This is a genomic window from Nocardioides sp. Z21_20, assembly GCF_059766585.1.
This window is the reverse complement of the sequence record NZ_JCBAJX010000019.1, coordinates 21451-46847: the sequence shown is the minus strand read 5'-3', so window position 1 is coordinate 46847 and position 25397 is coordinate 21451. Positions and strand designations below refer to the sequence as shown.

Sequence of the window (25397 nt, the reverse complement as noted above, 5' to 3'; positions counted from 1 at the left end):
AGTTCGAGACCATCATGACCACGCCAGCCACTCAGGCTGCGTGACCCAACCTGTCACCCGATCGTGCAGCAGTCCCGAGTCGACCAGGGCGGACATCCACCGGAGAGCCACGACCCCGGAGAGCAGGACGATCAGGACCAGCGCGAGCCACGGCAGCAGTCGCTGCTGCAGCACCGTGACGATCTGCGCAGACTGCGGGGCATCGCCTCGACCGCGGAGGCGGCTCCGGACGCCGCGCGCACGACGGCCACCACCGCCACGACCACCGAGGCCACGGACGCCGACATCCCCACCACGGGGGTCGGTGCCTTGTCGACCAGCCCGATGACGGCGAGCAGGTTGGCGACGAGGGAGTCGTGCTCCGAGGCGTAGTTGTGTCCCGCCACCATCAGCCAGGGGACGACATGGGTGACCGTCACCAGCACCACGCCGATCCAGAACGCCACGGGCACGAACTCCCGGAAGCCCCGGAAGTGCCACACCCGGCCGAGTCGGTCGACGCCGTTGACGACCACCCAGGCTACTAACACCGCTGCGAGAAGGACCCACGAGCACCCGAGGACGGACCAGTCACCGTCGTACCGGGCCGCGACTGCCGACGCCGTGGCCCAGCCCTGAATCCCACCGGAGGCGGAGTAGAACCAGGCCAACCAGGTGGTCGCCAGCAGCAGCACGCTGCCGCAGGAACAGGTTGACGAGGACTCCGACGACCAGGGTGAAGGCCGCCATCGTCACCACGCCGAAGGACGCGAGCAGGTAGCGCGAGTTCCGTCGGAGCCAGGCGGTCTCCGGGCTGTCGCAGTGGAAGGAACCCCAGCGGCCCCTGAATGCGAGAAGCGTTAGACCTCCTGACCTGGCGCTTCTGGAGCTCCCTGGTGGCCCTGACCCGGCAGAACGTCAACACCGGTGCCACCCTGTCAGCCCCTTCCGATCGCTCAAGGCCTGAGCCGTACCGGAGGGTCTCGCATGCAGTGAAGCTGAGCCCGTTCGTCTGTACCTTGGTGGACAAAGCCTGCCCGACGTTACGGCCAAAGTCGGCGTCTCCCGCTGGGTTGTCAGAACTGCTGTCATAAGGGCTGGTTATAACTTGCGAACCCAAAACCAACCATACGCTTTTACCAAAGAGTGACCGCGATAAATAGCTCTCCCATTCGGATGTCAGGTGAGGTAGTCGTCACGATCAAGGTGACTAGTCCATTCTTTCATTCTACCCATTGCTTTAGATTCGATCTGTCTAATGCGCTCACGAGTGACGCCAATGGTCTGACCAATCAGTTCTAGAGTTAGGGGCTCGTCGCAAGCGCCGTCTAGGGCGTATCGGAGGCGCATGATCTTGGCTTCTCTGTCAGAGAGCTGATCCAGGAGCGCGCCTACTAGCGCCTTACGAGCAACCTTGACGTCGATCTCATCGAGCAGTCCGTCCCACTTTGAATCAAAACCGTACTCGACTCGAACATAGTCATCACCCGCTGCGCAAACGTCCTCGTACGAGACAACGTTTTGGGCGCGGGCTGCAGCTCTTCTTATTTCCTCCGATAACTCGCCCTCATCTTCCTTGTCTAGTTGCTCCCAGACGTGGGCTGGAACTCGGATAACACCGACTTCGTTCATGCGCCATCGCTGAATTGCTTGTCGGACGTGCCACGAGACGAACGTGCTGAGTTTGTAGCCCATCTCATGGTCCCACCCCTGGAGCCCCCGAATTAGCCCGTTGTAGCCCGCTTGAAAGGCGTCTTGCACCCAATCCTCGCCAATCGACGTTGCAGTCCCCTTAGACCAGTGAAACACCAGGCGAAGATTCGACAAAATGAGTAGCTCGAACTCGTCGCGGCCGATCCGTTCGACCTGGCCTAAGGCGTCTCGTACGTGCTGTGGGATCGTCTCGGCAGACTTTAGACGCTCCTCGGCAAGAACTCCCGCCTCAACCCATTTGGCAGCTTCCACCGTTCGGATTGGATCGAGAACAGGAGGGATATTTTCGGAAATAGACTGATACCAGGCAAATGCGGTTGAAGCGCTACGGCGTCGAGTCCGCGTTGTGACTTCAGGCTTCGCAACGCACTTTCTGGGTCGCCTTCCCAGAATCTGATCAACCTCGCTGACCACAGATATCTCTGCTGCAGTGGGATTTCGCTCCTCAATATTCGCGAGAAACGCGTCTAAGTCGAGTTTGGTCGCGACCTCCGACTGTCGGTCTTCCATTAGTTAGGCGCCTTCACGGAAGATCTCTTAGCAGATACGCCGTCATAATCAGACGTAGCGCTCGCGAAACAGACCGGGTATTTCAGCGACTCACTCCGCGTCCGGCCGCGGCAGTTCAAAAATTTCAGTAAGGTTGTAGCCACCGGCGGTTACCTTTTGCGCAATGTACTCAGTTCCAACGTTGCCTAGCTGTTCAAGGACACGGATCGGGGTGTCCGTCGACATGTACCACGACAAGAACTCGCGCACCTGCGGATTAACGGAGCCGCGGTTCCACATGGTTCCAGCTGAGGCTGGCGCTGCGGACAGGTCGAAGTCTTTCTGAATCGCCAACATCGCCGCGGCTTGAAATGCTCCTAGCGACGTTTTAAAGTGCCCAAGGGTCACCAGCAATTCTAAGACGTCGCGATTGACTGTCGATGGCCCGAATGTGACCTTGTCCGCGTTTGACGCTGACTCGTCCGAGTCTGAATTTGGATTGGTCGTCACTTTACCCTCACTTCTGAACGTACTGGCGACAGCCGTTCGATGCCGTACTCACGTCCGATTTTACCGCCGAGCATATGCGCGTGATGTTCGGCCGTGTATTCACCCGACTGAACAAAGAGAATCACCTGCGTGTCGAACGTGCTGACCCAGCGCAGGATACTTTCTCGGTGTCCAACATCGAGGCGGCCAAAGGGCGTGTCCATGACCATCGGGGCTTCCTCCGCAGAGCATTCTGCCAATGCGCCGATGAACGCCATCGTAAGGATCTGGTTCTCACCTGACGAGATGAGAGCCAGAGGGCGATCCTCTTGGTCCAGCACACTCAGGAGGTAGTCCTCGCTGATCGCGACACCCGAGTACTCTTGCTCCGTGGCCAGTCGACGGAAGAGGTCCGACGTAGCCGTCTCCACCTGCGCACGCATGGCTCCCCGGAATCGATCGTATGAGCGTGCAACTATCTCCGTTGCTTCTTTCACCGTCAGCTGAAGTCGCCGTTCGTTCTCATCTACCTCCGGCTGCGCGGCAATCTGGTTGCCGAGCGATGCCACCTCGGATCGCAGTTTGCCCCGATCAATTTCAAGGGCGGCGACCAGAGAGCTGATCCTCAAACGTGTTGTCTTCTGGGCGATCAGGTTCCGGTCAAGGCTCTCAATGTCGACGGTGTTGCTACTGATCTGCTCACTGATCTGGCGGATTTTCTGCTGCCGCTTGTCGTCCCTGAGTCGCTCACGGCGAAGGTCCTGTTCCTGCTCATGAACGCGTTGCAGTGTGCTGGCGGCCGTGCTGAACCGGCGCAAGCGGTCTCGCTTGAGGCGAGCTTCCTCCACACTGACCGCGGGAACCGCAGCTAGTTCGTCCTGAAGTTTGGCGATGTCCGCACGTAGGTCAGCCTCATTGTGCGTCGCCACCGGCTGCTGACATGCCGGGCATACTCCACTTCCCAGTTGCTGCTCGATCTGCCCGATCCGATACCGAATCTTGAAGCGCTCGCGATCGGCGTCCTCGGCGGCAACGATCGCACCCTCCGCCTGCCCGAAGTCATGGATCAGCGAGTTGGCTGCTGGCAGCCACCAATTCGCCTCTGCGAGACTCCCCAACGCATCTCGATAGTCAGCAATGGTGTCCTTCGCTGCCTCGCACTCCTTCTCCAGGCTTTTGCGCTCGTAGTAGAGTTCCTTAATCTCATCTACTTTCGAAAGTTGTGCTTCAAGTTCTTCGATCTGAGCGGCTAGCTCGTCGTCACGGGCGCGGAGCTCCTTGAGGTCGCGCTCCTTACTGGCTAGCTCGTCCTTCTTAGAGCGGTACTTCTCACTAAGGGCGTCGTGCTTCTTAGTCTTGCGAAGCATCTGCTCCATGCTCGTGGCAATCGAATCCTGGATAACGTCAAGATCCGATCCCATGCTCCGCATGAAGGGAAGACCTAGAGCCTTTTCGACTTGGGTTCGCACGAATCCTTGCGATGACGAGCGCTCTTCCCGCAATCGTTCTTCGAATCGATTCAACATCTCGCCGTCGAACAGAAAGAAGTCTGAGATGTCATGGCTCAGAATACCGTCAACGATGTCTGGAATGTTGGATGCGGGAAACGGCAATCCGCCTGTTGGGAGTAGATCGGTGCGTAAGTCACTAATCTCTGCGACGTCGGTTCCGTCGCTAGTTCCAATGCCCGAACGGTGGAGTGTGTACTCCGCGCCGCTATGGCTGAACTTTAGGCTGACACCGAATGGCGCCTCACCCCCTGCGAGTGCGTCGAGGTTGACCAACTTGCCAGTCGGCAGAGGTGTCCTGCCGTCCTTCTCCTTCAGTTTGCCGTATAGCGCCCACGTGATCGCTCGCAGGAGACTTGTCTTGCCGCGCCCGTTCTCGCCGTGAAACAGAACAACAGGAGCGGAGGAGTCAACCGCAAGTTCAATGGCGTGGTCACCGTAGAACGGACCCCAGTTCTTAAGAGTGAGCTCAAGTAGTTGCATTGTTTGCATCCTCACGGTTCCTGGCGGCATCGAGTAGAACCTGGCGGATCGTGCGCTGAATTTCGCGCCGGTCTCCGCCGTGCGTTCGGCTCTCCCAGGCGATCGTGACCAGTTGGTCCCACACGTGGGCGTCGATGGTCGCGTCGGCCTGTTCCGCGCGCTCCTGCAGGATCGCGTTCAGCGCCTCCTGTCGAGGCGAGAGTTTCATGGGTCTTCGGTCTCCTGTCCTAGTCCTCTTCGACATCCGGGAGCGGCTGATCGGCCGTCACGGGTAGCAAGCCCTCAAGGTAGATTTGCGCACCGACATTTCTTGAGTCGCCTGCAAACTCCATCGCACGAACCACCTCGCTTGGCGTGATCGCGAAGCCATCACTGCCTACGACGATGACGTCCAGGATGCGTGAGCTGAACTTTCCTGGCGTTCGACGTAGCACTCGACCGCGTCGCTGGATGTACTCGCGTGGGTTGGTCGATGAGGCGAGGATCAGAGCGCGGTTGATCATCGGGATGTCGACGCCCTCGTCAAGGCACTTGATCGCCAACATGATGCCGCCTCGGTTGGTGAAGAAGTCGATCGTCGTCTCATGGTCTCCACCGTCCTGAGAGTGGTACTCAAGAAGGTCGGGACCAAGTCCTTCCAACTCACTGCGTACATCGCGCAGGTGGTCGACGTCGCTGCAATATACGAGCCAACGGTCTCCAGGGGAGTACTCCCTGGCCACGACGGTACGCGCAATCGGGGCTTTCGCCGCCGCACGCTTCGAGATCCGCGCACGCTGGCGAAGAAGGTGCAACGCGTACTCGGTCGCCTCGCCATTGTTGCGCGCCATCTCGCGCGAGACCTGCGTCGTGAGCCTGTCCCAACGTTCCTCTTCGTCTTCGGCAAGAGTGCAGGTTTCGAAGTAGTACTCGTATGGCACCAGGACCTGAGCATCCAGGGCGTCACGGAGTGTGAACTCCGGCTGCAGGACCTCGCCAAAGAACGTCTGAATAGCCGCAGTGCCCATAGGGTCGCCGTACCGTTCCGCCGTGGCGCTCAAGCCCAGACGGCCTCCGGCCTCGACTGTCTCCAGGATGCGCCGTGTGTCCGGCGCTCCGACACGATGGACCTCATCCGCAACTACTAACAGATGCTCGCCACCGTGAAGCAGGTCAAGGAAGCGCTCAGTCGAAGCCGTTTGATAGGTGGCCAGAATGATCCGCTGTCCGAGCGTCGTGTCGTCCCGGCTGTAGTCACCAAGGCGTCGGCTCCACCCGTCGCGCGAATAGCCGGCTCCGGCCAACAGCACTGGTGCGCTGCCGATCAGTGCTGTGATCTCGGCCCTCCACTGCTTGTGGAGGAGTTCTGATGGCACGAGCACGAGTGCTGGTCTACCTGAGGCCGTCCATCGCCGTATCGCTTCGAGGGCAGTCCTGGTCTTGCCGCCACCCGTGGCGAATGCGACTACGCCGTGGTGACCGGCGGCGACCCACGAGTCGAGAGCTTCTGACTGATAATCCCGAAGCGGGATCGCGTCCGGTAGTAGCTCTGCGCGCTCGACCGCCTGGCGTAGCGAGATGATGATGTCTTCAACTGGCTCCGCTGGCACCACTCGCCGAATGACGGCTGCGGCGTCGGCGGAGTTTGTGACGACCAGTCCGCGGCGCAGTCCTTCCCAGGTCTCATCAAACTGATCTTCGTGACGCGTACAGCGCCGTTCGTCCGTGTCGCCCGCCCAACTACGGAACGTCTCGATCTGCTCGTGATTGGCGAAGCCAGACCACGCGGCAGCGGTCTCGTTCGCGCTACCAATGAACGAGACTCTGTCACCGCTGCCGTCGCCGAAGACGCCGATCTTGTCGTGGAACAGTCCGGACCGGCCGGAGGTCACGAACCGAATCTCGAGCACGTCCGCGTCGATCAGTGCTCGAAGCGCCGCAACTGCACGTGTCTCTAGGTGCGTTCCGTGGGTGAGCGCTGCCAACGACGTGGCAGCGACATCAAGCGGAGCAGGTTGTTGATCCTCCGCAACGCGGACGATGGCGTCTGCATCGGCCTCACTCAGATGTGGGGAGCACAGCATGCGCATCCGTCCGCCCCGAGCTGCAAAGTCGCCAAACGCGACGGGAGCAAGTGCCAGGATCGCGGAGGAGAAGTACCCCGTCGCACGGTCGTAGGTCGTGGCGTTCGCCAGCGCAGGGATGTAGAACTCGTTCAACAATGAGCTGCCACTGCTTGAGTAGTTCTCTTGGAACGGGGTGCTGCGCAGACTCGGTAGCCCTGCGTTCATGGCCAACCCTTCGCGAGGAACCCTTGCCGTGTAGGCCGAGAGCCTAGGTGATTTTCATGCGTGACATCTGACATCACGACACATCGCCCGCTGGCGCTGAGGAGCTACTCGGTGGTCATCGCAACGCTGGGCTGCCCGGGCTGTCGGCAGTCCCTTCTAGAGTCCCAATCTGACGAGCGGCCAACCAGGACCCTTCAAACGTCTGGCCTGTCGGTCGCGACACGACGGTTCTGCGGCGGTCCAATGCCGTGCTTGAAGGCGCGGGCTGGCACAATCGTGGGGATGTAGTTGGGAGGGGTTCCGGGCGTGACAGCGAGACAGAACGACGGGCCCTCATGGCCAACTGTGGTGGTCCCGACGGCCGACGATCGCCGCACGTTCCCGATGAGGGAGGTGCCGGTCGAACGGATCAGGCCCGAAGACGGACTTGGGCGCAAGCGTGATCGAGATGGGCACCGAGAGCTGCAGCGTTCCATTCAGCAGTTCGGTGTACTGACGCCGATCACGGTACGTCCTGCCCCCGATGGCAGCGGCGAGTACCTCCTGATCAAGGGTCAGGGTCGAACTCTGGCCTGTCGGCTCCTGGGCATTCAGACTGTCCCTGCCGTCGTCGTTGATGATGAGTATGCAGAGACTGAAAAGGTCCAGCAGTTTCTGGTTGAAAACGTCGCACGACTTAAGATGCGGCCGGTCGATCGGGCCCTCCTGATTGCACGCGCCCGTCAGGACGGTGAGGAGACCGCTGACATCGCAGGCCGCTTCGGCGTTTCGTCCTCAACCGTTCGACGACTTCTGGCGCAGCTAGATGGCGCAACATCCCATGAGGTCGAGGCGCTCCAATCTGGCGAAGTCAGTCTGACGATGCACGCGGTTATTGCTCGCCACGTTGCCCCCGCCGAACGACCCGGTGTGCTCGACATCATCTCAGGCTCTGCCATCACGACGAAGGAGCTCGAGGCACTCTTCGTCGCGCTTGGGTGGCAGCAACTGGTTGGACTCGGGGACGAGACGCGTGCTGAGCGACTGGTTCTCCTCAACTGGGCGTGCGGCGCCTTGGATGGACTTCCACAAGGCACGCCGAAGCAGCGCCTGCAGCGCCTCGCCGCGCAGTTCCCGACGGCGATCAAGAAGCAGGGACGCTCTTACGCGGTGGTAGCGCAGTGAAACTTGTGCAGGTCAGTCCGGACGATCTGACGGTGATCCCGGAACTCGCCCGGTCGGGAAGCGCCAAATCGTTCGAGGATCGACTTCGGTCCTCGATCGACGAGATCGGATTGGCTGAGCCGCTCAAGGTGGCGGTCAACCCCGATGGGGGCTACCTGGTCATCGATGGTGCTCTCCGGCTCCGAGCGGTCCGATCGATCAGAGAACAGGACCCGTCTCGCTTCAGTGTCGTGTCGGCGTATCTTCTGGCATACGAGCAGCGGTACGAGATCCGCTACCAGTCGGACATCTATCAGGACCTGCTGCCGAGCCAGCTGGCGACTCTGGTGGAACACCTACACAAGTCAGAGAACGTTTTGAAGGTCGACATTGCGCGGTACATCGGTGTTTCGCCGGCAACTCTCCGCAACTACACGGGTCTAGGGCGCTTGATGGAGCGCGGCGGACAGTTCGCGCGCATCGTTGAGCTGATGGACGTCGGTGTGTTTCCTGCGTCGAATCCGTACGCCTGGCTGCGGCTGACCGAACAGGGGCTCAACCGTGTCCTTCAGGAGCAGTTTGCGAAGGGGGACGATCCAGACGAGTGGATGACGTCGGCCGCTGATGCGGCACGGCTCGGCGGGACAGAGCGGTATCCGCTGAAGTACATCGAGATGGTCACCGCCGCGTTACCCCCAGAGTGCTTCCGCGTCGGCGAGGACGTACGTGCGATTAAGCGGGACTTGGGCCTCCGACGCGCAGATGGCCGATCGAAGCTCCACGGCATTCAAGCCGCACGGAACCACTTGAAGATGGTGAGCGAGCAGTCGCACCAGCCGGTCTTGGTGTCCGCGGCGAGGTCGCTACAGGAGTACCTGAAGTGACGGCTCAAGTGGACTGGTTGGACGACGCATTCTTCGACACGCCTGAGCGTGGCTCAGTCGATGGAGGCACGACGTCGTCGGGCGACCTGTGGCACAGCATCAGTTCGCGCTGGGGCCATTCGATGCACACGATGTGCTCGTACCACGGCATGTTCCCGGCCAAGGTTGCGCACCACTTCATTCAGCGTTATTCGCTTCCCGGCGACGTAGTGCTTGATCCGTTTAGTGGTCGTGGCACTACGGCGCTCCAAGCGCGCGTCGAGGGTCGCATTGCAATTTGCAACGACCTCAATCCGCTTGCCTACGTGCTGTCACGATCGAAGGTGGATCCGCCAGGGTGGGAAGAGGTCAACGACTTCGTAGACGAGCTCGAGCGAGACTTCAAGAGCACGAAGCACGGCGTTCCGGATGTCTCATCCGACATCCGGATGCTCTACCACGACAACACGTTGGTGCAACTCTGCTTCATTCGCGATCGACTCCCTATCAAAGATTTGGAGGCATGGTCGCGCAACCAGTTCATGGTGGCGGGCGCGCTAGCCGGGATCATGCACGGTGGGTGGCGGCGAAACGGCACCAGCCAGTACCTCAGCATCAGCATGCCGAACACCTTCAGTATGTCGCCAACCTATGTCGAGAAGTACATCCGTGAGAACGGGCTAGAGAAGCCGGACCAGGACGTCTTCGCTCGACTGCGCGACAAGCTCGCCCGTCTGTACCTCGATGAGAGCCCTGGCGAGGCAGGCCAGGCCTATCACCTCGACGCCGCATCCCTGTTGTCGGGCGAGACCATTGCGCAGGGGTCAGTTGACCTGGTCGTTACCTCCCCGCCGTACCTCCAGGTAGTGAACTACGGTCAGTCGAACTGGATTCGTCTTTGGTTGCTGGGCATTGACGAGGTTGGACGCGAGCAGGGTGCCGGCCGTAAGAAGCTGAACGCCGTACTCGACCACCGCCACACGTACTCGTCCTACTGCGACTTCATGTTGCGCACAACCTTGGGCATTCAACGAGTCCTGAAGAAGGACGGCGTGGCTGTCCTCGTAATCGGTGACGTCAAGGATTCAGGCAAGGACGACCCGCTTCCGCTTGCGGCAAAGATGTGGGCCGACATCGAGTCACGTACCGGTTTGCGGCTGATCGAGCTCGTCGAGGACGACCTGCCTGCACGCAGCAAGGTCAGCCGTATTTGGGGTGACACCAAGGGAGAAGCGACGAATCGCGACTGCGCTCTCGTCCTTGCTCACGCTGACGGCAAGCCGGAGCTGGACCGAATCGACATTGACTGGGACGAGCCCTGGAAGGACGGCGGTCCCGACGCAGCTCATGATCGCGTCCGTTCGATTCGTTTGACTTCGGAGATGTGATCTGAGCACCTCGGTCAGACCAGGCCTGGGGTCGCGGAGGCTCGTTGCAGTCCTGCTGAATCCGCCAGCCACCACGTCGGGAGCGCGCACCCGCAATGCTGTTGGTCGAGTGGCAACCGTCCTAGATTGCGACGAGGTAGAGATCGTAAACCTCTGTTCTGTCGCTACACCGACAGTACTCGAACTGAACGCGCTCCGCGGTGACGAGTGGGCGTCAGCGCGTGAGGCTTTGCAGACCGCATTGATTCGTGCCGACGTACTACTCGCCGGATGGGGTGTCGCAGGCATCTCGGGACACGCTCGGACGAAGCTAGATGCTCAGGTTTACTGGCTGTACGGGCGTGCGGCTGCGCTTGGCCTTCAAACTATTTGGATGGTTGGCGGGGAACCCCGACATCCTTCGAGGTGGCATCAATACGTTGCGAACAAGTACGGGCGGACTGCGGGTGGGAGTTTCGAGGAGAGGATTAGACAGGTTCTCGTACCCTGCCCGATCCGAGTCGTCCGCGAAACGTACCGAAGTTCGGCAATCGGCGAGTGCGGTCCGCCAATTGATTGACCGAAATCTTCTCTACGTAATTGTGACGAGTTTGAGAGTTTGACTTTCCGCGAAATACTTAAGGCCAACGACAAGTCTGATCGGGTGCGATGACGGGCCCGGACGCTCTAGGGCAATACTGAACTGCACGGTGCCGTCGACATTTGCTTGCAAACGGTAAATGTAGTCACGCGCAAGCTCCGCTCGAACCGCAGATGCGAGTTCCTCGCGACTGTGGTCGTCGAGTCCGGCAATCTCAAGGATCCCTGCCTTCTTCTTGGTAAGATAGCCGTACTTTCCCTCGTCAATCACCACATCAAACCCACCTAACCTCATCGTATCCGCGCGGTCATCATGCCGTTCATCGACAAGCTCCTCCCATACCAGGAAGAGATGCGTGTAGCCGCCGAGCGTCGGCTTGTCGAACTGGAGGGCGCATCGAAGAAGCTCATCGCAGCTCACCTCTCAGACGCTCTCGAACTGGCGGACCTTAAGCGGGAGCGCGCCAGCATCGCGGCTGAGCGCGCCGAGCTGGGCGCGGCGATGAAGGCGGGTGACCTCTCTCGCGGCCGGATCCTCCAGTCGCTGTCTCACGTGTTCAACTTGCTGGAGAACGGCCACACCTTCTACATGGCTGCAACGACCAGTCGCGGCGAGACTTGAACCAGTCGCACTTCAGCCCGATCTGGTTTCTCTACGACGAGATTGTCGGCAGCGATCTCACGGCAACTATCCAGAGACTCCTGTCGGAGGACCTACCGGAAGACGTCCAGCGCGAGCTTGCCTCGATCTCCCAGGTCAGTCCAACCCCCGACCCCCTTGGCGACGCCGGGATCCAGAGCCGGCGCCACGCGCACACGTTCACTCTCGGGGTGACCTGAGGCCACACGGGCAGATCTCGGGCCCTGCGGCACCCAGTTCGCGGCCCACGCGACGTGAACGGCCCCGGGGACAGCTTCCTTGGGAACACAAACGCCCCGCACCAGAGGTACGGGGCGAGTTGAATGATCATTTGGTGGTCGGGGTTCGACCGAGACCATTTTGGGCAGAGCCTAGGGGCCTCGGACCCCTAACCCCCTGCTTGCAAAGGACTCGGACGCCGTCGGCCTACGTTCGGCTCCGAGCCGTGACAGAAGCGGTCAGAACAGGACGTTCCTTGTTCCTCGTATGTTCCTCGTCGGGGTCGAAGGCAAGAAAACAAGCCTCTGACCTGCAGAAACGCTGTGGGCGATACTGGGTTCGAACCAGAAAACCACGCTCCCCCTTGCACGCCCTGCAACCAGCAATTTACGCTTCTGACCTGCGGTTTTACTGAATCTCGGGGTTGGACAAGCGTGGACTACGAGGACCACGAACCGCCCCCTGAGGACTACGTAGGGACTACGAAACGGGGCGCTGCAGATGGTTGACCGACGACAGTTCGGCCAGATCATGCGGCTGCCGAGCGGCCGGTACCAGGCACGCTACGCCGACCCCAAGGGCCGGGTCACCGACAACGGCACACGCCTGCGCCACAACGCGCCCCACACGTTCACCACCAGGGGCGACGCCGAGGCCTGGCTCGTGGACGAACGCCGACTGCTGTCGGCCGGCACCTGGACTCCCCCAGCCGTACGCCTCAGGAGCGCGTTCGCGAAGCCCGTCACTCTGGCTGAGTACGCGCCCCAGTGGCTAAGAGCGCGGAAGGTCAAGGGCCTACCCCTCGCCGACCGGACCCGCGACCACTACCAGGACCTGCTGGAGCGCTTCATCATCCCGACGTTCGGCGATGTGCTCCTCAGGGACATCTCCCCCGAGGCCGTCGCTGACTGGTACGACACCGCGGCCGCCGACCGGCCGACCTATCAGGCTCACGCCTACTCGCTGCTGCGCGCGATCATGCGCACCGCCGCCGACCCCACCAAGAACAACGGCACTCCCCTGATCCCCTACAACCCGTGCGGGATCTCTGGCGGCGGCTCGTCCGGTGGCAAGCGCAAGATCAGGCCCGCCACGGTGGATGAGATCATCACCATCGTCCAGAACATGCCCGAAAAGCACCGGCTGATGGTCCTCCTGGCCGACGGGTGTGCCCTGAGATTCGGTGAGCTGGCCGAGCTGCGACGTATGGATGTGGACGTGAAGAACGCCGTGATCCACATCCGCCGCGGCGTCGTGCGCTCGAAGTCAGCCGGTGTCGTCGCGAAGGCGCCCAAGAGCGAGGCCGGGATCCGCGACGTCCCCATCCCACCCGACATCCTCGATGCCGTCGTCGAGCACAAGAAGCTCCACGCGGCGCCTGGGCTTCAAGGGCTGATGTTCCCCGGAGCCACCGGTGGCCACCTCTCCCCCAGCGCCTTCTACGGCAAGGTCTCCAAGAAGCGTCGTGGCAAGCCCGACACCAGAGGCTGGGGTTGGTACGAGGCCCGTCGCCTCGCGGGCCGCGAGGATCTCCGCTTCCACGACCTTCGTCACGGCGCCCTCACGGAAGCCGCGCGTCACGGCGCAACTCTCGCCGAACTCATGGCACTAGGCGGTCATTCCACTAGTGCCGCTGCCATGCGATATCAGCAGGCCGCTTCCGGCCGACTGGCCGAGCTTGCGCGAAAGCGTGCCGAAGCCAGGGGCTGGAACCCGGATCGGGATCTGGCGCGGACTCGGGATGGACGTCAGGCTGCAACTTGAACATGCGACCCCTTGCCCCACGTGCGATCGCATCTGCTAGCCGTCACCGCTTGTCGATTTATGGCATGTTGAGCGCTGACCTGCGGAAACGCCCACGCTGCGGCGACTGCATCGCTCGCTCGTTTGATCCGACGTGCCCCGGATAGACCCCATGCACCCACGTAAACGCGACATAAACGCGGCACGGCTCGAATCTCATTCTCCGCGTCGACGAGAACGCCAGCCGCTGTAACCAGGGCAACCCCACCACGCTGGCTCCCATCTCGGGTGTAGTCGCCCTCCTGTTTACTGCGACCGCCACGGGCGTCGCGCTCGCGGCGTGCCGGAATGACCCCGTGCTGCGGGATCACGGCACACATATCGTGGGCCAAGGGGCCGGGCTTCTTCGCCTTGCCCTTGTTGGGCTTGCCGAACACCAAACACCGGCCTAACTGCGAGCACATCCCCCACGCGGTCCGCTCCGCAATCGCTTCTCCTCCGGGGGTCGCCCCGTCTGCCAAGAACCGGTAGCCGAACTCCGGATCGTCCTGGTGGGCGCCGGGGTTGGTCATGCTCCAGGCCTAGACCGGTTGACCGCGTTGGGGCGCAGAGGGGGCGATTGTGCCGGTTCCGCCTTCCGGCATGCCCGATTCCCTTTACCGTGCACGTACTCGTACAGGGGTGCGGCAACGAGCAGCCCTTCTCCAGAAGCAGGGTGGCATGGTTCGGCGCGCGCGAAACCTAGGATCAAGTGGTCTTCTCGGCACTTCGACAAGTCGGGAACAGCGTTCGGGGCCTCGCGTGGGTGTGCGCACCATGGGAGCGACGTGTGTCTGGCTGATGGCTCTCGTCCCGACGCTCGTGGTGGTCGACAGCCTTGAGGTTGAGGTCGCCGAGGCAGTCGGGCCGGTGCTCTCCCAGGAAGAGCTTGCCCTCGCCCAGGCGCGAGCGAGCGGTGAGCCGGAAGAGATCGTTGGGATGCGTGAGGAGTACGCCAAAACCTTCGCAAACCCTGACGGCGCCTCGTTGACGCAGGAGTCCTCCACCGCCCCATTGTTCGGGCGTGACGAGGACGGGGACCTCGTTCCCATCAACACCAAGCTGCGGTTCACAGAACACGGAACCGTCGCGCCGGGGGCTACCGCCGTGCAGATCGAGTTTCCGTCGGAGGGCTCCAACACTGTCACTCTCAACTATCTGGGACGAAGGGCATGGACGGCTTCGTGCAAGCGAACGGCAACACCCGATACGTCCTCCGTAACCCAGGTGGCGTGGGCGTTGACCGGACAACGGGCCTTCCAACAGACGTTTTCACGGTCATCAGACGCGGCGACGGCTCCGTCGTCACCATGTTCCCCGGCACGAGTCCGAAGGGCTGATCCGTGGCTATCAGAATCGAACTCTGGACGAGCGACGGGCTCATTGACGGTGCGGAGCACTGGTGGGATGACGTCGAAGCGACTTTGGACTCGCTGGATCCAACCAGAGAGTTGTTTCCGTTGCTGTGGCAAATCGACCCCTTTGGGGACGCAACCTTCACAAAGTCTCAGCTTGATCCTCTCGGTGAGGAGCTACGACATCTCGCTACGGCAACGTCACGCTCGACGGTGGTGGCGATCGCAGAGGAGCTCACAGCGCTATGTGTGAGCGGCCTCGACGCGAACTCGTCAGAGCTTAGGTTCGTGGGGGATTGATGGCTTTCCTGCGCGTCCTTGTAGCGAGCGTCATTGCGTGGCTCGGCCTCGTGTCGGTCGCCGAAGCCATTCCCCTGCCGGACGCGGTGAGGACCGGTTACACCTACCACGCTCCGGAGTTGCCGGCTGCGACGGATCACGCGGTCAGCGAGCGCGGACCGCCCTCGTCCGCCTACGACCAGCTTCCTCTGTCCCCCGACGTCGACGACTCGTCGTACGGCATTGCCTCGCGCCCCGACGTTCGGCCGGTCCACGACTACAACGACCGACCTCGCTTCGCGCAGATCGACAGTTGGGCTGCGACCCCGAAGTCGGCCGAGGACCTGGGGAGCATCTGCGTCGGCCTCACGCGGAGTCGTGTTGCCGCAAACGCAGGAACCAAGCTTGGCTGGAGCACAGGCGATGACATCTACTCGCTGACGAACGCGGGTAACAATCCTGCTTGGTCCACGGTGAGGGGACGGTTCTGGAAGAACGAGGCCTCCAGCCCCAAGTACGGCTCGTGGACAGACGATCAACTCGCCCGAATGCGGACGGGCCGCGCTCCGCAGCGATACAACCCCGACAAGGGCGGAATGGAGTCCATGGACCTCAGCCACGAACCGATTCCATTCCGTGACGGTGGGACATCCGTCATTCCTCGGTGGCCGCAGGATCACGCCGCGGTCGATCCCTTCAGACATCCGGGGTACTGACATGACCAACCTTTCTGCAATCTTCACCGCGCAGCAAACAAGCCAGATCGACTGGAACGGGCCCCTCTTTAGTCTGTACGAACTTCCGAGCGCGGTATGCCGAGTATCGCTTGAGTTCCGGTCGGCCGGCTCCGCCTTCCGGCAGGGCGTACGCCTGAAGGTCCGTGGCGGACAACTTGAGATCGACGGAGTCGAAGCGACTGACTTCGCACTGTGGTACGACACTGCGCCGAGTCAGGTTGAAGTTAACGTTCGCTGGAAGGGGAAGGGTCCGCGTTCGCTCCGGATCTGGAACTCCTGGGAGCACAACGGCGTGGCGCATGCCTGGCTCGGCAACGCGGGAATGCGCGTCGAGGAGGTCGAGCCGGGTCGCTTCCTCCTGCGCTGCAGTGATGGTGAGGGTGAGCCGGACTTCGATGATCTCGTTGTGGGCGTGACTGTCGAATGAGACGGGTGGCGTCGTGGCTCGCGGCGTTGGCCGTCGCACTATTGGGCTGGCTGCAACCGGCGACGGCCCAAGCCTTTGCTGCTCCGCAGCCGGTTCCTGTTCACATCTACGACAGCCCGATCTGCGACGCGCCGCAGGACGACACCGTGTCCGAGCGAGGCCCGCCCACCAGCTACGGCTACACCCATCACCCCGCGGCCGACGACCTCGTGTCGCACGGCGCTTTCGAGCGCTCAGATGTCGCCGCTCATGGAGCTACGACCACCTACAGCAGCAGTGCCGAAGTGGCACAAGCAACGGGCGCCACCACTACGACCAGCCGGTCTGCTCAGGTACGGAGTGGGGACCTCTCGTCGCATTCGGTTGCGGTGGTTGCCGCAAACAAGGGACCGACCACGCTGTTCCACTACACGGACGAGGCGGGCCAGCGAGGAATCCTTGAGAGCGGGCGCCTGAACCCGTCGCTGAAGAGCGTCAGTCCCAAGGACGCTCGCTACGGCGACGGGCAGTATCTGACCGACGTCACTCCAGGAACGAAGAACTTGCGCATAACTCTCGGCGTGCTTCCTAGGTATCCCGTTCCAAGGCCGGAAGTTCACCCATTACGTAGAGATCGATGTTTCCGGCCTCAACATCGTCAAGGGACGCGACGGCGTCTTCGTCAACCGGTCAGGAGACCCACTCGATATCACCCGCCGCCTGATCAGTGGTGGGATGAACTGATGCGATATCAGCGCGTTCGATGGCTCCAGGACTCGCCGGAGTTCCCTGTCATCCTGTACAGCGAGATCGACGACGACGGTTGGGAGATCCGGAAGGTCGATGAATACGCCGACGGGCACCAGGACCTTGCCTCCTCGAGCATCGAGACCGGCAAAACAGTCCTCGGAGAGGACCGCGTCCCGCCCCTGGTAGAGATCAATGAGGATCCCCAGTTCGAAGGTGGAGCGATCACGAAGCAGGAGTTCGAGGCCGTCTGGGCCAAAGCCAAAAAGTGGTTCGACCTGCCATGACCTTGCTTCGCCTCGCGCTCACCCTCGTCCTCGCAGCCTTCGGTTGGTTTGTGCCGCCGAGTGCGGCCGGCGCACTGGCCGATCCTGCGCCCATCGCCATCCACACGTACTACGACGACCACCACACTGAGTCGCTCATGCGCACGGCGACCGAGCGCGGGCCGCCTGCACGAGACCACCGCACCATCTACGACCTCGACGGACTACAGCGGCTCGGGCACCTGGCGCGCCCGCGGGCCGCTACACCCCGCCTGGCGTATACCTATGACCACCAGGGACCGCTTGTGTCGCCCATGGGCGGTAGCCAGCCCGAGTCGAGGCCACCCAGCTGTCTAACGCTTGGTCTTGCCTCCAACCATCGATCTGACAACGCCGCAAACACGGGTCAGAAGTGGGCGTACCGCGGTGTAGGACGCAACCACCCTGGTTACGACGATGCAATGAAGGGCCGGGTGAATCCGCGCAATCCGAACGGCACGGCCACTCCCGAGCAGCACAACCTCGGTAACACCACCGACAGCTCTTACACATCCTGGACCCGTGATCCGGCTATCGCGAGGCGGTTCGCTGGCGAGGATGGCGTAGTCCTCCGCGTACCGCGAGGTGGTGGCTCCCCGTACAAGTTTGAGTGGTCGCCAGACGTCTACTACGAGCAGGAAATCCTGATCCGAGGACCGGTGTGCGGAGCTCTGATCTGCTGACATGACCAGATTCCTCGAACCTGACGAACTCCGCCAGATCCTCGCGTCGAGCAGCGACACCATCGCGCAAGAACTCGCTGACCTGCTGGAGGCCACAGACTCGGCCGAACTGATCGCTGTGGAGCCTGCTGCTGCCTCGACGCTGCTTCCGACGTACGAGACGCGACTGGCTGCCGCGGAGGCGGGGCTCGGGCCCCGAACGGAGGGGCTCGCGCCGTTCGTAGCCGCACTGCGTGAGGACCGCACGGTCGAGATGTTCTCGGTCGCTATGGGCAGGACCGTCGGGATTGGACTGCTATCGCTTGACGGCGATCTGGTGGCCATCACCCTGATACGGGCTGGAGGGTAACGGCGTGATCAGACTCTGCGGCGCTGTCCTGCAACTGGTCCTCGCCTGGTTCGTGCTGCTCGGTGCACTGACGTCGCCCGCATCCGCCGACGTCGTTCCGCCGACTTCGCAGGGTTCGGTCTTCGCCTACGATGCTCCGCATGGCGCCGCACTGATCACGTACAACACCAACAGGCGCGGTCCGGCGACCACCTACGCCGCCGACCGCTGGTCGCGAGGAGCGTTGACGGGCCAGGAATCGGCCGTTGACCCGGCGAGCAAGCGCTACACCATCCACACGCTGCTCGTGCAGCCTGAACTGCCTGGGGCTACGACCCGGGAGCAGGTTCGGCGAGCCAACGTGGCTCTCTCGTCGCGTCAGCGCTTGCGTGTTGCCGCAAACGCAGGACGCCGAGCGTTCGACATCCATCCGCGAGTCTCGGGTGTCGGCGACACTCGGGCCAGCTGAACGATCCCCGTCTGGGAGCGCTCCGGGGCAAGCTGACGCCGGACGACCTCCAGGATCTCGCGCACAATCCGAACGCGAACTACTTGCTCGACAGCGCCACCGGCAACATCAACGTCATCCAGGAGGTTGACGGCGTCATCCTGCGCATCACCACGCCGCGGGACGCGTTCAAGATCATCTCGGTGGGGCGCATGAGGCCTAACCAAGTGCCCAATGGACTTGAGAGTGGCCGCTTCGTACCGATCGGCCCGGGAGGCTAACCATGGCAACCGTCCACATCCGCGACATCATGAGATGGCTCGCTGAGGCCGGCCAGGCCGATGCTCAGCCATGGTCGGGCGAGTTCTTCCTGGAGATTCGCTTCGATGAGCCGACAGCCTCGCTCCCTGTGGACGCTGAGATGGCAGGAAAGGTCATCACGGCTGACACTGCTCAAGGCACAGTGACAATCGTCTTCGACGACAACGGGCAGCTGAGGTCGCTGGATATCTCATGAACGTCCTGGTCCGCGTACTCGTAGCGCTGCTGATCGCGCTATCGATCGGCGGGACTCCCAACGCAGCCGAAGGTGCGGACGTCGGGCGCGCCGTGCTGCCAGTCCACACGCACGACGGGCTCTGGACCACCTGTAGCACGCAGGTGACCTGCCACGCCGACCTCGGGCCGCCTCCTCATTACAGCCATCGCTGTCGCCATGCCGCCGAGGCGAGTGGATCGCGCGCCGCTTCGGCGCGCCCGCACAACGCGGCACCCCTTGCGAACACCACGTACGACGACCCCACGCAGCTCGTCCTGGTCGCCGGCGGCGGTCCCACGACCGGGAGGCTGGGTCAGGTCGATAGGGAGAACCTTCCCTCGCGCGGTCGATCGCAGGTTGCCGCAAAGGGCGGAGGTGCTCTTGTCGATGCCGGCAAGTACGACTACCTCTTCGGCCGAGTGGCGTCGGACGGCCACCGAAGTTGATCGGCCGGTGGCAGTGATGCTGGAGGTCGATGCCCTCGCCGGCAGCGTCAGTGGCGAGAAGGATCCGCACGGGCGTCTTGACGGGATCCTCGTTGAATCGGGCACGGATCAGTTCGCGGGTCTCGGCATCAGTGCCGCCCTCGATGATCTCGACGCGTTCGTCCTTATAACCCTGCTGGCGCAGAATGTCGCGGAGCCACCGAAGGGTGTCGACGTACTCGGTGAAGACGACAAGGCGCTCGTTGTTCCAATCGCCGTGCGAACGGAGCGTGCCCTCGATGTACGCGAGAAGTGCTTCCAGCCGCGAGTCGGGTCGGCCCTCGAAGCGGTGGCCCCATTCGCTGAGCCAGTCGAGATCCTCCAGATCCTCATCGGTGAGGGGTGGCAGGGAGCTCTTGGCCTCACGGAGGGCCTCAAGCTCGGGCTGGTCGACCTTGCCTTCCTCAAGCTCGTCGGCACCGGGTCCGAAGATCTCGTCGTAGTCGAGGTCGAAATCGACATCTAGACCACGCGAGCGGGTGCCTCGGTAGACGTCGACCTTCTGGGCGAACGCGACCGGCGACGAGAAGAATCGCTTCGTTCAGCTCAACGGGCAAAGGCGACGCCTCGGGTTGAGTGCCGTGGCGCCTACCAGCGACTCGTTCGACTACCGCTCTTACATCACCGAGCGTTGGGATCAGCGGCTCGCGTTCAATGTTCTTCCTTGGCCAACAGTGACCCACCAGAAGCTCGTCGAGCGGGCGGTGGACCATCTCCCGCCCTTCAACTCCAAGGGGACTGGGTACCGGGACGCCCTGATCTGGTCGGATGTCGTGACGCTGGCTGCCGAGGGATGCGATGTGGCGTTCGTGTCTGCAGATGGCGTCTTCGGTGATACGGCGGGGAACCTCGCTGAACTCCTTCAGGAGGACGTTGAACGGGTCGGCGGCAAGGTCGAGCTGGTCCGTGACTTCGGCGCGTGGCTACTGGAACAGCTTCCATGGCAGGTTGAAAACCTGCCAAAGGCTCTCAAGATCAGTCGAGATGCCGAGTTCTACGGCTTCTACCTGAAGTCCGACTTTCAATCCGAACTGGCCCCCGAGCTCTCCGACCTCGGGCTGGATCAAGCTCCCTATGCCCTGGAAATCGACGAGGTTGAATGGGACGGCCACTTTGAATCCGTGAGCGAAGCTGCTGTCCCGCCGGATCTCACATTGGTTGAATACGACATCGGCCAGACGGTGCGATTCACCGCGGTCTTCGATCGTGAGGTCCAGCCAGAAGGTGACTGGGAGGGGTCGCGCCTCGGAGTCGGCGGAGGGTGGCAGGTCGCTGGATCTGTCGCGATGGTTGTGCAATCGGCAGTCCTCTTCGGCGGTGAGTTTGGCTTCAGTATCGACGAGGTCGCCTGGCGCAGAGCTGACGGCCGCGGACCTGGCGCCACCATCTATCGTCCGGAGTTCGACCCAGCCCAGCTATCGCTCGACATCCGATGACCAAGTCCGGTCGTAAGAACTCACACTGGGCGTGAGAGCCCGGTCCCAGGCCGCCGCGTGTGCACCGCACACAGAGTTCGAAGTGCAGTAGCGAGGGCTACGCCGCCACATTTGATTGCGTCCCATGCCAAGACGAGCACGACGAGGTTGAGCCACCCCGGTGCACCGTTCGCGATGATCCCGGCCAGCATGTGCATCGCCACAAGCAGAGCCGCCGCGAGCGCACTGAGCGCGGCAGCAGTACGCCAATGAGGCTCCTGCGCACGCACGCGGCGAGCCAGCAGGTTCGTGGGCGCGTAGAACTGGAGGTAGCGGTGCATGCCGCGACGGCGACGATGACCGTCAGCGCGAGCAGGATCAGCATGGGTCCTTCCCGGTGGTTGGACTTCCTCGATACGCCGGTGGCTGACGGGACCCGAACTGCACCGGACACCCCTGTGGAAGTCGACGCCGCGCGCCCACCTATGGAGCCGAGATGGCCCGGGGTTCCATCGAGGGTGACGGCGTCGGCCGCTCGCTCAAGTCCGCCGATCCGGCCACGCGCAGGGCGGCGAGTGCACGCTGACGCTCCCAGCGCTGGGCGTCGTTCTTCGCTCCACCACCAACCGGCAGGTCGGAAGTGATCTTGTAGTGATCGCGGTATGCCGCGACCGTCGCCGCTTCGTCGAGCCAGACGTCGCATCCAGTCACGCCGACGGGGCGGGGTCCGAGTCGCCGAGTCCATGGCTCGTGGCTCTCGACTGCGTCCTGCGCCAGTGCCCAGGCGCGCGCCTCGATCAGTTCCTTGCGCTCGTCGATCGCTTGGCGGTCCTCAGCGGGCATCGCACCGAGCGGCTCGGGGATCAGACCGGCGATCAGGCGTGGGCGGAGGTCACAACCGCGCGGCGGAGCCGCGGCCAACTTGTCGACGCGGTAGCGGAGAACGGCGGCGATATCGTCGGCGTCGTCCAGACCGTGACGGCCGACGGCTCGCGGAACCAGTCGCTCCAGATCGTGGTGGTAGGACTCCGCGCGACGAAGCGCCGCAGTAAGCGGGCCGAAGGCCGTCGACTCCACGACCGCGGCGTGCTCCTCTGCGGTCAGCCCCGATCGGCTCAGCAGGTCAGCGAAGCGATCGTGCTGAGCCTCGGCCGCGATCGTCTCGAGTTCAGCGGCGAGGCGGTCGATGCCACCGTGGAGCTCATACTCGGCCTCGATCGTCTGCGTGGCCGAGAGGTCTGCGCCGCTGTGCTGGAGGACGCCGTACAGCACGGTTCTCGCAGTAACGTCGTCCGCCTCGGGCGTGGAATGGCTGTCGTCGGGCTGGTCGAGGGCGACGTACGCGATGTTGGAGTCGCGGCCGCGGGTCATGGACACGTAGAGGTTTTCCCGCGTCGTCGACGCGGTCACGACAACGTGCGCCGTGTCGACGGTGATGCCCTGGGCACGATGCGCGGTTACGGCGTATCCGAGGTCGACGTGGTCCGCTACGTACTCCGCCGGGAGCACGGTGCGCCCACCACGGCCCGGTCCCAAGCGCTTGACCACAACGGCTCCGTCGCGCCGGATGTCGGTGACCCGCCAGCGGTCGCCGTTCTTGACCCACCCACCGCGCAGTGTGCGGATGCGTCGGTCGTTCTGGCGCGTGATGACATTGTCTCCGACCGAGGCTCGGCCGCCGTCGACCAGGTCGATCTCGTGCTGGTCGACGGCGCCGTCCAGGAGCAGCCGTTCGGCCCGTGCGCGCTCGTTCAGAGCGCGAACGTCCCGAGCCGACTCGGTCACGAGGATGCTGGCACGGCCCGCGGCACAGTCCGCTCGCCAGGCGACGTACGCGGCATCGACCATCTCGTCCGTGACGCCCTCGCGGATGCGCTTGTGGCGGGCGTACGCCGAGATGACCTGCACGTCGCCCCGGCTGAGCGCGAGCGAAGCCTGCTTCTCCCAATTATTGGTGAAGCGATGGATCTCGACCAGTTCCGGTGCGTCCGTACGTCGCTCGACAACGAGTGCGAAGGCGCCACCGGCGTCGACCGACTGGAGCTGGTGGGGGTCGCCGACGAGCAGCACCTTGGCACCCGCACCTGCGGCGATCCCGGTAAGCCGGTCGAGTGTCACGGTGTCAGCCAAGGTCGCCTCGTCGATGATCACCAACTGACCGCGCCGGAGTTCGGTCCGGCCGTGGTCATGCTCGTGAAGCCACTTCGCCGTGTTCTCGCACGCGACGCCAAGGTCATCGGCCAACGCCTGGGACGCCGCGGCGGACGGCGCGAGACCGACCACGCCCCCCCGCCCGCGCTCCGCCGTCCAAGCTGCTCGCAGCGCTCGCATCGTGGTGGTCTTGCCTGCCCCGGCCGGCCCTACGAGTACGTCCACCTGGCGGCCCGACTGGCAGATGCTCTCCACCGCACGGCTCTGTTGTGCGCTCAACTGGACCTTTCCGGTCGCAGCCGCCCGCCTCGCAACGCTCGCGGCCGTCGGTGCAGTCACCTTCTCGGCACGACCCAACAGCCGCGCCTCGGCATCGAGTACCGCGGCCGAGGAGTACTTCTCACCGTGCCGCGGTCGGAATCGGCTCGTGCCGTCCTCGTGCTGGAACCGGGCGGGGCTGAGCGCGAGTTCCGGCGGCGTCAACATCACGGAGCGCGACTGCGCCGCATCGACGATGAGACCGACGACGGCCTCGCGGTCCTCGGTCGTCGCGAACCTCAGTGCCATGGTCTGCTTCGACGCCTCGGCCATCAGGTTCCAGTGCGTCCACACGGCCCGTTTCACTGCCACGGCGGCGACCACGTCGGCGCTGATCGCCGCGATCGCAGACAACGACACGTCCTCCGCAGTCACGGCCTTGCCCTGTCCGCCGGTCAGCGCCTGTGCCCACGCCATCGGCTCGGTCCCCATCCGCTCGGCGGCACGCTGCCGCCACTCGGCCGTCAGGTCTGCAAGCGATCGGAGCTCCTTCGGCGGGCGAGTGGCAAGCGTCGCCTGGGCTCGGAGTACGACGATGGTCTTCGCTGAGGGCGTGCGTCCGTGGCGGGCGGCGTACTCAGCGATGAGCTCGTCCTTCTTGAGCTCGATCTCGCGGGTGCGACTGGAGAACTCGGTGATCAGGTCGTCGCTCACGCCAGCGATCTCCCATCGAGCGTTCCGGTCGGGTCCCCGCTGCCGTAACTCCCACTCGATGCCGAGGTCACGCGACAGGCGATCCGCGACCAGGGCGTCGTAGTGCGCCGACAGGCCGGTTCGGGAGGCGAATGCCGGGCGTCCGTCGAGGCTGCGCCAGCGGCCGTCCATGACGGTGAGGACCTTGTTGGCGATGACGACGTGCGTGTGGAGCTGCGGATCGCCGGCCCGCGAATCGAAGTGGTCGTAGGCAACGGCCGCAACGCCTGCCACGTCGACCTGGGCCACGGCGCCGTCTCTGTCGGAGATGCCTGCCCGGGTGGCAGCCACCCCTCGCTCAAACAGGTCGATCACGTCGGCGACCGCCCCGTGGTGGGCGGCGACGATCCGCTCCTGGGTGGCGGCGTCGGCCACACCCCAGAGCACGGAGACCGACTTCGGGACGCTGAAGGTGAGGTCGAATCCGGCGACCGCTCGTCGCATCCCGGCCGCGGTCTCCTCGGCCTCGGTCCGGGTGATCTCGGCCGCGAAGTCACCCTGGGTCATCTCCGGGTCGAGCGCGGCGACGCGCTCCTCGATCCGGTCAGCGAGCCGCTTGTACGACGGATACGCCCGGCCGAGTTGTTCAGCTGTGATGGGGTCGCGGCCCATGCCAACAAGCAGGGCGAGCTGGTCCTCGGTCACCTGCATGCCCGACCGGATCTGGCCGGAACCGAAGGCTCCGACGCCGGACCCGAGCCAGCGGCCCGGCGGCGTACCGATCTCAGAGTAGTAGCGGGTCAGGGGCGTCGACATCGCGCGCAGGCCATCACCGGCCGCGACGCTGCGCAGCAGGTACTGGTATCCGCTACCTGCGGACATCCGGCGCATCGAGACCGTCACGGCCGCCTCCGTTCCACAGGCGTCAGGTGCGCGTGTTCCTCCACAGCCCCCTCGATCTGCACACCGTGTGAGAACAAAAGAGGAGTAGGACCGGGTGGAGGGAGGCGCGTACCTGATGTAG

Annotated in this window: 24 protein-coding genes and 1 pseudogene; 16 read left to right on the top strand and 9 right to left on the bottom strand. The window is 63.2% G+C overall.

Annotated elements, in window-relative coordinates:
* Positions 1-131: 131 nt before the first annotated feature.
* From AC6EH9_RS19270 to AC6EH9_RS19245, 6 genes are all read right to left on the bottom strand, one after another.
* Complete coding sequence (locus AC6EH9_RS19270; protein WP_498425295.1) at positions 132-674, bottom strand: hypothetical protein; 543 nt, start codon at positions 672-674, stop codon at positions 132-134.
* Between the two features lie 484 nt (positions 675-1158).
* Positions 1159-2202, bottom strand: a complete 1044-nt coding sequence (locus tag AC6EH9_RS19265; protein ID WP_498425294.1) for a sigma-70 family RNA polymerase sigma factor — start codon at positions 2200-2202, stop codon at positions 1159-1161.
* Between the two features lie 90 nt (positions 2203-2292).
* On the bottom strand, positions 2293-2589 hold the full coding sequence (locus tag AC6EH9_RS19260) for a hypothetical protein (protein ID WP_498425293.1): 297 nt from the start codon (positions 2587-2589) through the stop codon (positions 2293-2295).
* Positions 2590-2687: 98 nt separating this feature from the next.
* A complete protein-coding gene (locus tag AC6EH9_RS19255) occupies positions 2688-4661 on the bottom strand; it encodes an AAA family ATPase (RefSeq protein WP_498425292.1) in 1974 nt (657 codons plus the stop codon).
* Positions 4648-4869: a hypothetical protein gene (locus AC6EH9_RS19250; protein WP_498425291.1), complete on the bottom strand. Its 222-nt coding sequence runs from the start codon at positions 4867-4869 to the stop codon at positions 4648-4650. Before AC6EH9_RS19250 ends, AC6EH9_RS19255 begins: the two co-directional genes overlap by 14 nt.
* Positions 4870-4888: 19 nt before the next feature.
* Positions 4889-6931, bottom strand: coding sequence for a DEAD/DEAH box helicase family protein (locus AC6EH9_RS19245; RefSeq protein WP_498425290.1), 2043 nt, complete (start codon positions 6929-6931; stop codon positions 4889-4891).
* 384 nt (positions 6932-7315) lie between these two features.
* Here AC6EH9_RS19245 and AC6EH9_RS19240 point away from each other — a divergent pair, with 384 nt between their 5' ends.
* Genes AC6EH9_RS19240 through AC6EH9_RS19225 form a run of 4 tightly spaced genes read left to right on the top strand, consistent with a single transcriptional unit; the run spans position 7316 to position 10884 of the window.
* On the top strand, positions 7316-8095 hold the full coding sequence (locus tag AC6EH9_RS19240) for a ParB/RepB/Spo0J family partition protein (protein WP_498425289.1): 780 nt from the start codon (positions 7316-7318) through the stop codon (positions 8093-8095).
* 32 nt (positions 8096-8127) lie between these two features.
* Positions 8128-8958 carry a hypothetical protein gene (locus tag AC6EH9_RS19235; RefSeq protein ID WP_498425287.1) on the top strand — a complete coding sequence of 277 codons (831 nt, stop codon included), beginning with the start codon at positions 8128-8130 and terminating at the stop codon, positions 8956-8958.
* A gap of 17 nt (positions 8959-8975) precedes the next feature.
* Positions 8976-10325 carry a DNA methyltransferase gene (locus AC6EH9_RS19230; protein ID WP_498425286.1) on the top strand — a complete coding sequence of 450 codons (1350 nt, stop codon included), beginning with the start codon at positions 8976-8978 and terminating at the stop codon, positions 10323-10325.
* Between the two features lies 1 nt (position 10326).
* The gene (locus tag AC6EH9_RS19225) at positions 10327-10884 is read left to right on the top strand and encodes a DUF1643 domain-containing protein (protein WP_498425296.1); all 558 of its coding nucleotides are present in this window, start codon (positions 10327-10329) and stop codon (positions 10882-10884) included.
* 12 nt (positions 10885-10896) lie between these two features.
* Here AC6EH9_RS19225 and AC6EH9_RS19220 read toward each other — a convergent pair whose 3' ends face one another.
* The gene (locus AC6EH9_RS19220) at positions 10897-11178 is read right to left on the bottom strand and encodes a hypothetical protein (RefSeq protein WP_498425285.1); all 282 of its coding nucleotides are present in this window, start codon (positions 11176-11178) and stop codon (positions 10897-10899) included.
* 39 nt (positions 11179-11217) lie between these two features.
* Between AC6EH9_RS19220 and AC6EH9_RS19215 the strand changes: the two genes are divergently transcribed.
* The 11 genes from AC6EH9_RS19215 (at position 11218) to AC6EH9_RS19165 (ending at position 19817) form a co-directional block, all read left to right on the top strand.
* Complete coding sequence (locus AC6EH9_RS19215) at positions 11218-11526, top strand: hypothetical protein (protein WP_498425284.1); 309 nt, start codon at positions 11218-11220, stop codon at positions 11524-11526.
* Between the two features lie 738 nt (positions 11527-12264).
* The gene (locus tag AC6EH9_RS19210; RefSeq protein WP_498425283.1) at positions 12265-13527 is read left to right on the top strand and encodes a tyrosine-type recombinase/integrase; all 1263 of its coding nucleotides are present in this window, start codon (positions 12265-12267) and stop codon (positions 13525-13527) included.
* 1361 nt (positions 13528-14888) lie between these two features.
* The gene (locus AC6EH9_RS19205; RefSeq protein ID WP_498425282.1) at positions 14889-15200 is read left to right on the top strand and encodes a hypothetical protein; all 312 of its coding nucleotides are present in this window, start codon (positions 14889-14891) and stop codon (positions 15198-15200) included.
* A complete protein-coding gene (locus AC6EH9_RS19200; RefSeq protein WP_498425281.1) occupies positions 15200-15895 on the top strand; it encodes a hypothetical protein in 696 nt (231 codons plus the stop codon). Before AC6EH9_RS19205 ends, AC6EH9_RS19200 begins: the two co-directional genes overlap by 1 nt.
* A gap of 1 nt (position 15896) precedes the next feature.
* Positions 15897-16343 (top strand): hypothetical protein, encoded by a 447-nt coding sequence (locus AC6EH9_RS19195; protein ID WP_498425280.1) that lies wholly within the window; start codon positions 15897-15899, stop codon positions 16341-16343.
* 5 nt (positions 16344-16348) lie between these two features.
* Entirely contained in the window at positions 16349-17356 is a 1008-nt protein-coding gene (locus AC6EH9_RS19190) for a DUF6881 domain-containing protein (protein WP_498425279.1), read from the top strand.
* Entirely contained in the window at positions 17353-18057 is a 705-nt protein-coding gene (locus tag AC6EH9_RS19185) for a hypothetical protein (protein ID WP_498425278.1), read from the top strand. The genes AC6EH9_RS19190 and AC6EH9_RS19185 overlap by 4 nt, the downstream gene beginning before the upstream one ends.
* A 1-nt stretch (position 18058) precedes the next feature.
* The gene (locus AC6EH9_RS19180) at positions 18059-18406 is read left to right on the top strand and encodes a hypothetical protein (protein ID WP_104105342.1); all 348 of its coding nucleotides are present in this window, start codon (positions 18059-18061) and stop codon (positions 18404-18406) included.
* A gap of 4 nt (positions 18407-18410) precedes the next feature.
* On the top strand, positions 18411-18854 hold the full coding sequence (locus AC6EH9_RS19175) for a hypothetical protein (RefSeq protein ID WP_498425277.1): 444 nt from the start codon (positions 18411-18413) through the stop codon (positions 18852-18854).
* A gap of 262 nt (positions 18855-19116) precedes the next feature.
* Entirely contained in the window at positions 19117-19350 is a 234-nt protein-coding gene (locus AC6EH9_RS19170; protein WP_489967009.1) for a hypothetical protein, read from the top strand.
* Positions 19347-19817 carry a hypothetical protein gene (locus AC6EH9_RS19165; protein ID WP_498425276.1) on the top strand — a complete coding sequence of 157 codons (471 nt, stop codon included), beginning with the start codon at positions 19347-19349 and terminating at the stop codon, positions 19815-19817. The genes AC6EH9_RS19170 and AC6EH9_RS19165 overlap by 4 nt, the downstream gene beginning before the upstream one ends.
* A 76-nt stretch (positions 19818-19893) precedes the next feature.
* Here the strand turns inward: AC6EH9_RS19165 and AC6EH9_RS19160 are convergent.
* Positions 19894-20004, bottom strand: a pseudogene (locus AC6EH9_RS19160) (hypothetical protein); the annotation flags it as partial.
* A 433-nt stretch (positions 20005-20437) separates the two neighbouring features.
* Between AC6EH9_RS19160 and AC6EH9_RS19155 the strand changes: the two are divergent.
* The gene (locus AC6EH9_RS19155) at positions 20438-21292 is read left to right on the top strand and encodes a PIN domain-containing protein (protein WP_498425275.1); all 855 of its coding nucleotides are present in this window, start codon (positions 20438-20440) and stop codon (positions 21290-21292) included.
* A 462-nt stretch (positions 21293-21754) separates the two neighbouring features.
* Here AC6EH9_RS19155 and mobF read toward each other — a convergent pair whose 3' ends face one another.
* A complete protein-coding gene (gene mobF, locus AC6EH9_RS19150) occupies positions 21755-25276 on the bottom strand; it encodes a MobF family relaxase (RefSeq protein ID WP_498425274.1) in 3522 nt (1173 codons plus the stop codon).
* Positions 25277-25397: the final 121 nt, after the last annotated feature.